This window comes from Saccharothrix sp. NRRL B-16348 (assembly GCF_001280085.1).
Classification (GTDB): Bacteria; Actinomycetota; Actinomycetes; order Mycobacteriales; family Pseudonocardiaceae; genus Actinosynnema.
The window spans coordinates 76628-88391 of the sequence record NZ_LGED01000079.1; the positions used below are offsets into that span (position 1 = coordinate 76628).

The following is an 11764-nucleotide window of genomic DNA, read 5'->3' on the forward strand; positions in this document are numbered from 1 at the left end:
TCGCACCACCGGTAGTCGAAGGAAGCGTGTTGTCCGCGGGCGCGCCGACTACGGTTTGCCCGTCGCCGTGTCGAACAAGTTCAAGGGGCGTGGGTCTTGTCGGGTGCAACCCTTGCGGAAAAGCTGGTCGCGCGCCTGGGGCCTCGGCACCCGGTGGCCGCCGTCGCCACGGTGTCGCCTGCCGGTACGTCGGTGGCGAGCGTGGGCGCGTCCGCCGACGCCGACTTCGAGATCGGCTCGATCTCCAAGGGGATCACCGGCCTGCTCTACGCCGACGCGCGAGAACGTGGCGAGATCGGGCCGTCCACCACGCTGGGCGACGTGCTGCCGCTGGACGGCACCCCGGTGGCGGGCGTGACGCTGTCGTCCATCACCACCCACCGCTCGGGCCTGCCGCGACTGCCCGCCTCGCCGCTGCGCAAGTCGATGGCGCTGTTGCTGCACGGCACGAACCCGTACGGCGAAACGCTCGACCAGCTGCTCACCCAGTCACGTGGCGTGCGCCTCGGCCCGGCCCGCCCCCGTTACTCCAACCTGGGCTTCGAGCTCTTGGGGCACGCCCTGGCGAGCGCCGCCGGCACGACGTTCCAGGGCCTGCTCCGGGACCGGATCGCCATCCCTCTCGGCCTGGACGTGTGCTACGCGCCCGCCACCCCGGCCGACCTGCGCCCAGCCGCACTCACCGGCACCACAAGGTGGGGCCGCAAGCGTCAGCCGTGGACGGGGGAAGCGCTGGGACCGGCCGGAGGCGTCCGCGCGCGCATCGGCGACATGGCCCGCCTCGCCGCCGCGCTGCTCGACGGCTCCGCACCCGGCACCGCCGCCCTGGACCCCGTCGAGAACTTCACCGGCCGGGTGGTGCGCATCGGCGCGGCGTGGATCACGATCGAGCGCAAGGACCGCGCCATCACGTGGCACAACGGCGGCACCGGCGGTTTCCGCACCTGGCTGGGCCTGGACCGCTCGGCCGGCACCGCGGTGGTCCTCCTCTCCGCGACCGCGATCTCGGTGGACCAGCACGGTTTCACCCTGCTCGAACAGCTGACCGCGGAAGAAGGCCGCTGACCGCTGGAGGCGGTGTCGGTCGGCGACATGGCGTGGCATCAAGGGCACACCTGCCGGAACGGCGCGTCAGGGAGGTGCCGTGCCCATTCCTCCGGGGTCAGCGAGCGACGGGCGGTGGCGCACAGCCGGGCCGCGGTGTCGGTCGTGAACGACGCGTCCCAGAAGCGGACCGCGTTGTCCTCTCCGGCACTGGCCAGCAGCGTGCCGTCCGGGCTGAACGCCACCGCGCGAACCGGCTGCGAGTGCCCGACGTGGGGTGCGCTGATCTGCTTGCGCGCCGCCATGTTCCACAGCCGCACGGAGTTGTCCCCGCCGCCGCTGGCCAGCGTCCGGCCGTCCCGGTCGAACGCCAGCGAGTACACCGCCCCGGTGTGGCCGACCAGCGGCTCGCCGTCGGTGGTTCGGGTCGCGACGTCCCACAGGCGGATCACGCCGTCGTCACCGGCACTGGCCAACGTCCTGCCGTCCGGTGTGAACGCCAGCGCGCCGACGGGCCCGGTGTGCCCGGTCAGGGGCTCACCGACGATCCGACGCTCGGCGACGTCCCACAGCCGCACGATTCCGTCCCGGCTCCCGGTGGCCACGACGGTCCCGTCGGGGGTGAACGCCGTGGCGAACACGGCGTCACCGGCGTCGACGGTGCCGAGCAACTCGCGGTTCCCGGCTTTCCAGAACGACACCACCGCCTTCGCCTCGCCGGAGCCGCTGACCACTCCGCCGCTCTGACCCGCCGTCACGAGGGTCGTGCCGTCCGGGCTGAACGCCGCCGACCTGACCACTCCCAGCTGATCGGCCAACGGGTCGCCCAGCGGTGCCCTTCCGGCCACGTCCCACAGGGTCGCCCCGTCGCCCCGGTCGTTGAGGCCACCTGACACCAGCGTGCGACCGTCAGGGCTGAACGCCACCGCCAGCACCGGGTTGCGGGTGCGGGTCGGCATGTCGGCGGCCGGCCTGCGTTCGGCGACATCCCACAACGCGACCGTGCGCGGCGGCCCGGTGGGCGCGGGCCGCACGGTTCCGGGCGGGTCGTAGAGCATCACCATCGAACCACCGCCGATGACCGTCACCCTGCCGTTGTCGACGCTGCACACACCCCAACCGTTGTGGCCGCACGCCTCCTTGCTGCCGTGGTCGCCCGCCGCTTCGCCGTTGTCGCTGCCGGTGGCAAGGGTCTTGCCGTCCGGGCTGAACGCGAGCGCGAACACCTGTCCCGTGTGCTCCAGCGCGGGGTGGGCGAGCTGGAGTCGTTCGGCGACGTCCCACAACCGCGCGGTGCCGTCTCGCGCGCCACTGGCCAGCATCCGCCCGTCCGGGCTGAACGCGACCGAGGCGACGGCGCGGGTGTGGCCGGTCAAGGGTTCGCCGAGCAGCCGCCGTCCGCGGACGTCCCACAACCTGACCGTGCCGTCCTCGCTGCCGGCGGCCAGGACCCTCCCGTCCGGGCTGAACGCCAACGACGGGGACAGCGTCACCCGGTCGGGACGGGTGTGGCCGGTCAGCGGCGCACCGACGGGTCGGCGGGTGGCGGTGTCCCAGATCCGGATCGTGCCGTCGGTGCCGGCGGTCGCGAACAACGACCCGTCCGGGGCGAACGCCATCACCGGACCGACGAGGCTCGCGGTGTTCGCGGGGTGGGCGGCCAGCGGGTCGCCGACCTGGCCGTGCGACGTGGTGTCCCAGAACCGGACCACCCCGTCTGCGCCGATGGTGGCCAGCACCGACCCGTTCGGGTGGTACGCGACGGACGGCGGCACGGGGTTGGGCATCGTCCTGGGATCGGACGGGGCGACCTTGATCTGGGCGACGCGCGCCCGGGTGCCGACGTTCCACAACGCGACGGTGTCGCCGGGTTCGCCGACGGCCACCTCGGCGCCGTCCGGCCTGAACGCCGCCCGCATGGCGACGTTCATCCACGGTGAGTCCTCCGGCTTCGGATGGGGAGTGCCGATCCGGTCCCGTGTGCCGACGTCGAACAAGCGCACCGACTGGTCCCCACCCGAGGTGACCAACGACCGGCCGTCGGGGCTGAACGCCACCACCGACACGGCCGCGGCGTGCTCGGTGATGTCCTCGCCGACCTGCTGCCGTGTGGTGACATCCCACAACCGGACGCCTTCGCCGCCGGTGGCCAGCGTCCGGCCGTCCGGGCTGAACGCCACCGCGCCCACGCTGTCGCCGCCGCCGCCGATCCTCCCGACGCCCGGCCGGGTCGCCGCCGACAACATCGCCGCCGCTGCCTCCGGTGTCTCCCTGACCCGCCACGCGGCCACGGCCAGCAACCGGGACAGCTCGGGATCGGTGTCGGCCATCAACTCGCTCTTGGCCGCCACGGCCCGTGACACCGCGCGCTGCCCCTGCTCGATGGCGTCCCGCTGCTGCAGGATCGTCCACGTGCCCAGTCCCAGCACGGCCACCAGCAGCGCCGCCAACGCCGCCGCGACACCCCGGCGAACCCAGGTGCCGACGCGGTGCCGACGCACGTCCTCGCTGTCCAGTTCCTCCCTGGCCGTGCCGTGCACGGGCGCGGCCAACGTGGCCACGTCGAAGCGGAACCGGCTGTGCCGCACCGACAACTCCGCCGGGTCACGAGCCCAGGAGAGATCGACCCACAAGGGCTCCGCCGTGAACCACCCCCGCAACGCCTCCGGCAGTGCCGTCGTGCGCGCCCAGTCGAAGTCGCCGGCGACGTCGTCCCACACGATGTCGCCACCGGTCAACGCGATGAGGAACGTCTCCCGCTCCCGTTCATCCCGCCACAACCCGACCTCACGCCCCACCCAAGGCGACCGGGCGGCCTCCGGCGAGGCGAGCAGCACGAAGTACCGCGACCCTCGCAACGCCTCGCCGATCGTCGTCCAGAGATCGGGGTTCGCCGCCAAGCTCTCCTGATCCCGGAAGACCCGCAACGCCCGGATCTGATTCCACCGCCGGGCCAACCGCTGCAACCCGCGTTGCAACGCGGGCGCCAACTGCCCGTCCGCAGCGTGGCTGTACGACAGGAAAACGTCATACCGCGACCGCGTCTCGCCCACAGACCCGCTTTGCTCCACCGTCCCCACCACCCTTCCACCCCGCACACAGGGTAGCGAACCGGTCACGCCATGAAGCGCCCGTCGCCGCTGAGAGGGGAGCCCTCGGTCTCGCCGGCGAGACGCCGGTGCTGCACAACCGGTGACGGCGGTGAGCGATCTCAGGGACTGAATCAGGTCAGGGTCAGGGAGATTCCTGATGGCCGGGTGCCCGCCCGCGGGCACGCTGGAGGCGTCAACAACGGTCCTGTTCGAGGAGAGTCATGAGCGAATTCAAGCCCGAGTCCACCCGTGGCGCCGTCGACGCTGTGGTCGACGCCGTTCGCGGACTGGTCAGCGAGGGCTTCAACCGCCGTGTGGTCGTGCGTGACAGCAAGGAAGACGTGGTGCTGGAGGTGCCGGTGGCCCTCGGGCTGGTCGCGGCCCTGGCCGCTCCGGTGGTCACCGCGATCGGCACCGGTGTCGCACTGGCCGGCAACTGCGGCATCACGCTCGAGAACCGCCAACAGCCCGGCAGCCGGCCCGCGACAACGGTCGACGCCGAGCAGGTGTAGCCGGCAGCCGCGGGGTGACCCGGCAGGGACGTGAGGGGCCACTGGGGCGTACGGGATGTGAAGCGGCTGCTTCTGCGGGGATGCGGTTTCGCGCGTCGCCGCTCGCCGGGCGCGGTGCTGGTGCCCGGCAAGCGGTGACGCGCGGTGGCGTTACAGGCAGACGCTGCCTCGGCTGCTCATGGTGAGCACGTTGCAGGCCATGAGGTCGTCCTCCGGCGCCACTTCAGCTTGCAAGGACAGAACTTCCTCCATGCTGATCACTCCTTCCACCCGGTGTCCGTGCACCGGTGTCCCCTCGACGTGGTGCCGGGGGAGTCCGGAGGGCGTCGAGCAGGAGTCGCAGGGCGACCAGGACACCGGCCCCGCCCGACCACAGGTCGGTGGAGATCCGCTGACCTGGCTCGCCGAGCCAGCCTGCTCCGCTCCCGTGCGGCACCGCGTGCCTGAACAGGCCGCGGGCGTTGGTCAGCGCGGTGTCCACGAGGTCGGGGCGGTCGAGGCGTTTGCCGGCGTCGGTGAGCGTCGTCACGAGGCCTGCCAGCCCTGGGAACAGACCGGGGAACACGGTGAAGCGGGCCGTGCACGCGTCCAGGCACCGCGACAGCACCTCGGTGGCGGTGAGGTCGACGTCGACCGGCACGTCGAAGTCCGCGTCCGGCCGGTGCGCGAGGAAGCGGGAGAGGACCCAGGCGTGACCCGCGCTGCCCGCGAACAGGTAGGGGTAGACGCGCCGGTCGTTGCGGGCGACGCGAAAGCCCACGCCGCCGCCCGGCAGGGGCACGGCGTAGGCGAGTTCCTCGCCCAGCAGCCGCATGCCGCGGGCGAACAGCCGATCGTCCCCGGTGGCGCGGTGCAGGTGGTACAGCGCGAGCGCCACCCCGGCCCGCCCGCTGACCAGTCCGGAACGGGTGGACGCACCCAGACGGGCGGTCAGCTCGTCACCGTCCGGCAGGCGTTCGATCAGCCCTGAAGCCAAGTCCAGCCAACGCTGCTCACCGGTGCGCCGGTGGTGGGCCAGCAATCCGAGCGCGGTGCCTGCCGCGCCGCCGCCCAACGTGCCGGAGGTGTGGTTGAGGGGATGTGCGGCCGCCTCCTCGAGGAGCTTCGCGGCGGCGTCGCCCTCACCGAGTTCGGCCAGCACGCCCGCGATGCCCGCACTGCCGTGGAGCAGGCCGGGCGCGGTGGTCTCGGCCGACGCCAACGACTCGTCGCGCAACCTCCGGACGACCGCCGGGTCGATCGCGCGACCCGCGCGGTGCAGCGCGTGCACCACGCCCGCGGTGCCTGCGGCCAACGCCCGGGTGTTCGTCTGGTACCCCAGCGGGACGGTCGGGTAGACCCGTGCCGGGTGGTCCGGCTGTGCCGTCTCCTCGATGGCGTCGGCGGTTCGCTCGGCCAGGTCGTGCAGCGCGGCGATCGGGTCCGCCCGCACGGCGGCCGGGGTGGGCAGGCGGGTGTCCTCGGCGCGTTCGTGGCACTGCGTGGCCCATCGCCACAACCGCGGCTCGACGGTAGCCGTCTCGACCAGGTCCGCGTGCAGGTGGTCGAGCGCGGCCGGGTGACGTTCGGCCACTTCGTGCAGCGGGAACACCAGGAGCAGCGCCAGCGCCGACAACCCGTGCCGGTCGAGTTCCGTCGGGTCGTGCTCGGCCACGGCCCGCGGGTCCGGGTGCAGGTAGCCCGGCGTGCCCAGGTACCGCCGCACGCGGTTGACGCGTTGCACCGCCTCGAAGTCGACCAGCCGGACGCGGTCCTCCTCGTCTACGAGGACGTTGGTGGGGCTGAGGTCGATGAACACGAAACCCAGGTCGTGCAGCGCACGCAGGTGCGCGTCGAGCTGGTCGAGGAGTGCGAGGCAGCGTTCGTGGTACCCGGCGTACGCCGCCGCGTCCGCGTGGTCGAGCACCGCGGGGTTGTTCGTCACCATCCACCGGTACAGCGACACGCCCGGGATGAACTCGGAGACGAGGTAGCTGTGCTCCCAGTGGTGGAACAGCTCCACCGGCCGCGGGCACACGCCGGGGGCGCGGGCGTGAACCTCCCGCAGCACCAGGTACTCCTCGGCCAAGCGGGTCTTCGCGTCGACGCCGTCCGCGGTGTAACCGTTGTGCGCTCTCGCTTCCTTGACGAACACGGTGTCGCCGTCGCCGGTGCGGAACCGGTAGGCGCCACCGGCGTTGCTGTGCCGCAGCACGGAGTCGAACGTGTAGCCGTGCATGGTGACCGGTCCGGCGGCACGCGCGGCGGTGGCCTCGCGAAACGGGTCGGACAGGCCGGGCGGCAGGCGAAAGGCGGGTCCGCGCTCGTCGTCCGTGATCCGCCCGTCCGGACCGGTCATGGTCGGCACGTGGTTGCCGTCCGCGTCGACCCTGCTGCGGCCGCGGAACGCGCCGTACCGGTACGACACGCACGTGCTGTCGCCGAATCGTCGGTCCGTGAGCACGAACGGCCCGTCGATCCCGGCCAGGTCCGCCGACAGACGCGTCATCAGCAGCCCCGCGCGCTCTTCGGTGGGCGGGTACAGGGTGCAGAACTTGCCGCTCTGCGGCCTGGCGGCGTGCTTGTCGTGCGCGATGAGGAAGATGCGCTCGCCCGCGAGGTGCTTGAACGGCACCCCGAGTTCGACGCACGCCGACGACACGATCGCCAGCACGGACCGCGCGTTGCGCAAGGAGCTGGACACGTGCACTTTCCAGCCCTGGTCCGGAAGGACGAGCCCGGGCGGTCCCCAGTGGGTCCACGCGCCGTCGTGCAGCCGCGTCCACCCGTCGGGCAACTGCCCGGGCGAATAGCGCACGCCGGGATCAATGGTGTCCCACTGTTCGTAATAATCCGAATCCGCGATCAGGAAAGACATGTCCACAGCCATTTCATGCCCCTGTCTGCGGACGGTGGGACACCCGCGCGCAAATCAAGGATGGCAACCGATCCCGGTAACGTCAAGGAACAGTTCCCGCGGAATGCGGGAACGTTCCGAGTGGTCGAACACGGTGGTAGCAATGGTGCAACGCCGGTCGGCCCGATGGGTGGACGTGTGGTCAGCCGTTGTCCTGGAGCATGGCCAGGGTGAGGACGGTGTCACCGATTCCCCAGCCGCCGTCGGCGACCTCCTCGACGAGGATCATGGTGTTGGACCGCGCCCGGTCGCCGTAGATCTCGGCGTAGAGCTCGGTGGCGCGGTGCACGATGATTTCCTTCTGCGCCGCGGTCAGCGAGCCGGCGGGCACCTTGAAGTTCGCGAACGGCATGACTTTTCTCCTTCTGCTGTGGGTCGGTGGAAGAACCCGTGATCACGATGAACTTGCGGTCGGTCATTGCGACCGGTTCAGACGATTCCGCCATTGGCGCGCACGACCTGGCCGTTGACCCAGTGCCCCTGAGGGCTGGACAGAAAGGCGACCACCCGTGCGATGTCGGCGGGCGTGCCGAGCCGCTCCAACGGCGGCTGGGCGGCCAGCGCGGCGACGGTCCGCTCGTCCTTGCCGTCGAGGAACAGCTCGGTGGCGGTCGGGCCGGGGGCGACGGCGTTCACGGTGACGTCCCGGCCGCGCAGCTCCCGCGCCAGGATCATCGTCAGCGCCTCCACCGCGCCTTTGCTCGCGCTGTACGGGCCGTACCCGGGGAAGGCGAGCCCGACCACCGAGGTCGAGAACAGGGTCAGCGCCCCACCGGGCCGCAGCCGGCGCGCTGCCTGCTGCGCGACGACGAACGTGCCGCGGATGTTGGTGCGGTGCAGGTCATCCAGAACGGCGAGGTCGAGGTCGACCACAGTGGACAGAGCCAGCCTGCCGGCGGCGTGCGCCACCACGTCGACACCGCCGAACGTGGCCTGGGCCACGTCGAACAGCGCGGCGACGGCGTGCTCGTCGGCGACGTCCGCCTGGACGGCGATCGCCCGCCCACCGGCTTCCTCGACCGCGTGGACCGCGTCGTGGGCAAGGTCTTCGCGCCCGGCGTAGCCCACAACGACGGCACAGCCGTCCGCCGACAAGCGGGTCACGATCTCGCGGCCGATGCCGCGTGAGCCGCCGGTCACGACGGCGACCCTTGATGTGGCCACGGTCATGGTGTTTCTCCCTGCGTTTCGGTGATGCCTCCACCATGGGGCCGCCGGCCAGGCGCAACCAGTTGCCGTTCACCCAGGGGATGACGACCCCTGGCAGGAGCCGGCGGGACGCCGGAGAATGACGGCGTGAACCTGGCTGAGCTCGGCGCTTTCCTGAAGTCGCGGCGCGATCGGATCCGACCGTCGGACGTCGGCCTGCCGACCGGCCCGCGGCGGCGGGTGCCAGGGCTGCGCCGGGACGAGGTGTCCCAGTTGGCCGGCGCCTCCGTCGACTACTACGTCGAGCTCGAACGCGGCAGCGGCGCGCAACCGTCCGAGCAGATGCTGGCCGCGCTGGCCCGGGCGCTGAGGCTGACGTCGGACGAGCGCGACCACGTCTACTACCTCGCCGGGCGCCCGGTTCCGCTCTCGGGCAGCCCGGCGGCGCACGTCCACCCCGGCATGCTCGACCTGTTGGACCGGCTGAGCACCACACCCGCGCAGGTCATCACCGACCTGCACGTCACGCTCGTGCAGAACCGGCTCGCCATCGCGCTGTTCGGACCCGCGCCCGGCACGACGGGCATGGCGGCGAGCTTCGTCCACCGCTGGTTCGCCGACCCGTCGGCACGCTCGATCTACCCGGCCGAGGACCACGCGTACCATTCCCGGACGTTCGTCGCCGACCTGCGCGCCGCCGTCGCCCGTCGCGGCGGACAGGACCAGGAGGCGGCCCAGCTCGTGGTCGACCTGCGGCGTCGCAGCACGGAGTTCGCGACTTTGTGGGAACAGCACGACGTCGCCGTTCGCCGCAACGACCGCAAGCGGATCGTTCACCCGAGCCTGGGCACCATCGAGGTCAACTGCCTCAACCTGTTCAGCGAGGACGGTCGCCAACGGCTGCTCTGGTTCACCCCGGCTGTCGGCGCGGTTTCCTTGGAACAGCTCGAACTCCTCGCAGTCCTGGGCACGCAAGACCTCACCGCCGAGTGACCCTGACAGCGGTGGGCGTCCGGAACGCGGCCGGTCAGGTGTTGAAGACGGCCTCGGAGCGGTCGCGGTGTTCGTGCAGGTCCCAGTACAGGGGAGCGATCTGCTCGGGCGTGGCCGTCGGGGAGCCCTCCGGGCCGCCTCCGCCGATCCAGACGTTGATCGCCACGTGGGCGGCGTGCACGCCGGTGCCGGTCAGCTCCTTGTCGAGGTTGAGCACCCAGTTGCGCAGGGCGGCTTGGGCGGCGTTGACGTTGCCGAACATCGGCACCGGGTCCACGGAGCCGCCGCCGGTGGTGAACAGCAGGGTCCCGGCGCCGGCCTCCCGCATCGCGGGCAGTACCGCCCGGGTCGCGGCGACGGCGCCGTAGAAGCTGTACTCGACCTGCAGTTGCAGGTTGTCCACGGTGACCTCGGAGGGGGTGGCCAGGGCGAAGCCGGGCACGGGGGAGTGCGGGGCTGGCGAGTACTCCAGCACGTCGACGCCGCCGAAGCGGGCCCGCACGCCGTCCAGGGCATCGGTCAGCGCGGTGCGGTCGAGGATGTCGGCGGGGAAGGCGGCGGCCTTGATGCCGTCCTGGCCGAGCCGGTCGACCAGGGTGTCCAGCTTCTCCTTGGTGCGGGCGATCAGGGCGACGTCGAAGCCCCGGCTGCCGAACGTGCGGGCGATGGCCAGGCCCATGCCGGGGCCGGCGCCGATGATGGCGAGAGTGGGCACAGTCGGATCTCTTCCGTGTCGTGACCGCCGGGATGGTCGGCGGGCGTGTGGATCGGGTGAGGGCGGCGGAGGCGACCACCTGCGGGTGATCTCCGACCCACTTTCGTGGCGCGCCTTCAATTCCTACTGTTTGTGCGTAGGACAAGGATGGACCAGTATCGAAGGCCTTACAAAAGGCACATCGATGTCTGTAACGGAGGGGAATGTGCGCCATGGACGCAGCAGACCGACCCGATGCCGCCGCTCGCCGGGGGCCGTGCGCCGCCATCCCCGCTGAGCAGCTGGGGTTCGTCCGGCAGGTGCTGGACCGGATCGGCGACAAGTGGAGCATGCTCGTGATCGCCGTGCTGGACGACGGCCCCCTGCGCTACACCGACCTGCAGCGGGAAGTCCCCGGCATCTCCCAGCGGATGCTCACCCTCACCGTGCGCCAACTCCAGCAGGACGGCCTGGTGATCCGGACCGCGCACGCCGAGGTGCCGCCACGTGTGGAGTACGCCCTGACGCCCCTCGGCCGCAGCCTCCACCACGTCGTCACGTCCCTGATCACCTGGGTCGCCGACCACCACAGCCAGATCCGCGAACACCGGACCGCTACCACACCCTGATGGCCAATGGTTGGTCGGGACGCGGAGGTGTTCGGCGAGCGGTTTCAGGTGAGGGCGGCCTCGTACTCCAGGGCCGCTCGGGTCAGTTCGGCCTTGTTGCCCAACGTCATCTTTGTACGGATGCGCTTGATGTAGGTGTCCACCGTGTGCTGGCTGATGCCGAGAATCCTGGCGATCTGGCCGTGCGTGAGGCCGCGGGCGACGTGGCGGAGGACTTGTTCTTCGCGTTGTGACAGAGCGGGGGATTTGGCGTCTTCGGGTGCGTTCTCGTGTGACCCGGTCCCGGCGGTTTCCGCGATCAACTGGACCAGGTCGTCGATGCCGGCCCTCAGGCTGGTCACGACGCGCACGCCTGCGCCGGTGTAGATGTCCGACGAATCGGCCCCGATTTCGTCGACCATCAGCACGACCGGCGCCACGGTGGCCGCGGCGGTGATGAAGTCGGCGGGATCGCAGCCCTGAAGCACGTTGACGTCCACCACCACGACATCGGAATGCGGGGACAAGCCTTCCGCGGCTGATTCCTTGGCGCCGATCACCCGAAGCCCGCGACGACTCAACGCGCTGGTCAACCCGTAGAGGTAGACGGGCATGCTGGCGAACAGATCAACGTTGACCATCAATCGACTCCGACCCTGTGTGGCGAACTTGTTCCCGAAAGCCGCAGAGCGCGGCATCGACCCGGGCGAACCCTCAATGCAGGGGGTGTCGCAGAAGTCGGTGTTCGTCAGGGCGGTCGTGTCGCATGATCCCCG

General features: G+C 71.1%; 10 protein-coding genes. 4 read left to right on the top strand and 6 right to left on the bottom strand.

The window, feature by feature from the left end; translation table 11 throughout:
• The first annotated feature begins 171 nt into the window (after positions 1-171).
• Complete coding sequence (locus tag ADK67_RS10140) at positions 172-1065, top strand: serine hydrolase domain-containing protein (RefSeq protein WP_231648107.1); 894 nt, start codon at positions 172-174, stop codon at positions 1063-1065.
• Positions 1066-1103: 38 nt separating this feature from the next.
• Here the strand turns inward: ADK67_RS10140 and ADK67_RS10145 are convergent, their stop codons facing one another.
• The gene (locus tag ADK67_RS10145; protein ID WP_197289367.1) at positions 1104-4115 is read right to left on the bottom strand and encodes a TIR domain-containing protein; all 3012 of its coding nucleotides are present in this window, start codon (positions 4113-4115) and stop codon (positions 1104-1106) included.
• A 242-nt stretch (positions 4116-4357) separates the two neighbouring features.
• On the opposite strand from ADK67_RS10145, the gene ADK67_RS10150 reads away from it, so the two are divergent.
• Positions 4358-4648 carry a DUF4342 domain-containing protein gene (locus ADK67_RS10150; protein ID WP_053716143.1) on the top strand — a complete coding sequence of 97 codons (291 nt, stop codon included), beginning with the start codon at positions 4358-4360 and terminating at the stop codon, positions 4646-4648.
• Between the two features lie 223 nt (positions 4649-4871).
• Here ADK67_RS10150 and lanKC read toward each other — a convergent pair whose 3' ends face one another.
• The 3 genes from lanKC to ADK67_RS10165 all read right to left on the bottom strand — a co-directional run bounded on the left by lanKC (position 4872) and on the right by ADK67_RS10165 (position 8714).
• Complete coding sequence (gene lanKC / locus ADK67_RS10155; RefSeq protein ID WP_082403356.1) at positions 4872-7517, bottom strand: class III lanthionine synthetase LanKC; 2646 nt, start codon at positions 7515-7517, stop codon at positions 4872-4874.
• Between the two features lie 169 nt (positions 7518-7686).
• On the bottom strand, positions 7687-7896 hold the full coding sequence (locus tag ADK67_RS10160; protein ID WP_053716145.1) for a tautomerase family protein: 210 nt from the start codon (positions 7894-7896) through the stop codon (positions 7687-7689).
• A gap of 77 nt (positions 7897-7973) precedes the next feature.
• A complete protein-coding gene (locus ADK67_RS10165; RefSeq protein ID WP_053716146.1) occupies positions 7974-8714 on the bottom strand; it encodes an SDR family oxidoreductase in 741 nt (246 codons plus the stop codon).
• 126 nt (positions 8715-8840) lie between these two features.
• Between ADK67_RS10165 and ADK67_RS10170 the strand changes: the two genes are divergently transcribed.
• Positions 8841-9686 (top strand): MmyB family transcriptional regulator, encoded by an 846-nt coding sequence (locus ADK67_RS10170; RefSeq protein WP_053716147.1) that lies wholly within the window; start codon positions 8841-8843, stop codon positions 9684-9686.
• 34 nt (positions 9687-9720) lie between these two features.
• Here ADK67_RS10170 and ADK67_RS10175 read toward each other — a convergent pair whose 3' ends face one another.
• Positions 9721-10401, bottom strand: coding sequence for an SDR family NAD(P)-dependent oxidoreductase (locus ADK67_RS10175; protein ID WP_053716148.1), 681 nt, complete (start codon positions 10399-10401; stop codon positions 9721-9723).
• Positions 10402-10604: 203 nt separating this feature from the next.
• Between ADK67_RS10175 and ADK67_RS10180 the strand changes: the two genes are divergently transcribed.
• Positions 10605-11009, top strand: a complete 405-nt coding sequence (locus tag ADK67_RS10180; RefSeq protein ID WP_053716149.1) for a winged helix-turn-helix transcriptional regulator — start codon at positions 10605-10607, stop codon at positions 11007-11009.
• A 44-nt stretch (positions 11010-11053) separates the two neighbouring features.
• Here the strand turns inward: ADK67_RS10180 and ADK67_RS52385 are convergent, their stop codons facing one another.
• A complete protein-coding gene (locus ADK67_RS52385) occupies positions 11054-11629 on the bottom strand; it encodes a helix-turn-helix transcriptional regulator (protein ID WP_197289368.1) in 576 nt (191 codons plus the stop codon).
• Positions 11630-11764: the final 135 nt, after the last annotated feature.